The 1555-nt window shown below is 47.6% G+C and carries 2 pseudogenes; both read left to right on the forward strand.

The features are described 5' to 3' along the window. Positions 1–932: pseudogene (locus AC1DSE_RS35115) on the forward strand (hypothetical protein); the annotation flags it as partial. Between the two features lie 196 nt (positions 933–1128). Then, a pseudogene (locus AC1DSE_RS35120) lies at positions 1129–1555 on the forward strand (hypothetical protein); the annotation flags it as partial.

Genomic DNA, 1555 nt, shown 5'->3' on the forward strand with positions numbered 1-1555 from the left:
AAGGCATRGTATCACCGCTGGCAACACAGCCGAACCAAGGCATGGTATCGCCGCTGGCAACACAGCCGAACCAAAGCATGGTATCGCCGCTGGCAACACAGCCGAATAAAGGTAAGGTGTCCCCTCAAGCGACACAGCCAAACCAAGGCAGTGTATCACCGCTGGCGACACAGCCGAACCAAGGCAGTGTATCACCGCTGGCAACACAACCGAACCAAGGCGCGGTATCGCCATTTGCGGCACAGCCAAACCAAGGCGCGGTATCGCCATTTGCGACACAGCCAAACCAAGGCGCGGTATCGCCATTTGCGACGCAGCCAAACCAAGGCATGGTATCGCCATTTACAACACAGCCGAACCAAGGCGCAGTATCGCCGTTTGCAACACAGCCAAACCAAGGCATGGTATCGCCATTTGCAACACAGCCGAACCAAGGGATGGTATCGCCGTTTGCAACACAGCCGAACCAAGGCATGGTATCGCCATTTGCAACACAGCCGAACCAAGGCATGGTATCGCCATTTGCAACACAGCCGAACCAAGGGATGGCTTTCCCATCGAGCATGCAGCCTGAATATGGTTATGGCTCCGGCTATGGTCATGGCGGTCATGGGAATGTAATGCCGGTTCAAGTGCAAAATGATGGCGGTTATGGTTATCCTGTAGCTGGTTTCTCCCCGTACTCACAGCCGTTTCCATCTAATCAGGGTTGGCCTCAAACAGCCGGTGTAGGCAATATGAATCAAGACGATTGCGGCTGCAAAGGAAATCGTTCTGATCAAAACACCGCAAAGGCGGCTGACGTACAAATTGAAAAACCAGCAAAGATAGTTGTACCAAAGAAATCGAACAAAAAAGCAGTTATTCGAACAGTTTCCACACGGCCTAATAAACCGAAAAAACGTGGAAATCAGCCTTGGATCAATCGTTAAATGAATGCATGCTGCCCCAAAGGTCTACTATCCTTTGGGGCTTTCTTTATTATGAATACATAATGCTAGTCATTTTTTTGAAAAAACAGGTATCGGACAAGCAGCTTAAACTATGGATTCTTACAAATAAATCGTTTTGAATATTTATGTAATTATGGCGCATACTATCAAAAAATATAAAGAAGGGGTCTTCCCTATGATGGAATTCAGCCTTTGGAAAAACTTAAAGAAACGTTTAAAGAGAAAGCGGCGTCCCGTTTGGATGTTAGGCGTTATTATGTTTTGCTTGCTATCAGGTTGGCTCTTTATCGCTAATAAAAATGTTGTCACAGCTGCACCCAAGCCATCAGCGAATCAAACGAGCGTTATTCAAGAGCTTGAGAAGCTTGATGGAGCTCTATCTGCAAAGCTGCGCCTCGTATATGTGTGCGGCGAAGAATCGAAGCTTCTGGGTCAATTGATGAGTAAGGAGATTGTTCAGCTAGTGCTTGCACATCCGGAGTGGAAGGTCATGTTGAATCAAGAACAGGGCACCGTTCAGTTTGAAGAGCGTATTGAGGATTTGTCCGAGCATTGTAAAGCGAATGCGTATATGGGCGTCGACAAGAAAGGGAATCTTACAC

The sequence above is a fragment of the Paenibacillus sp. 01L418 genome (assembly GCF_056400045.1).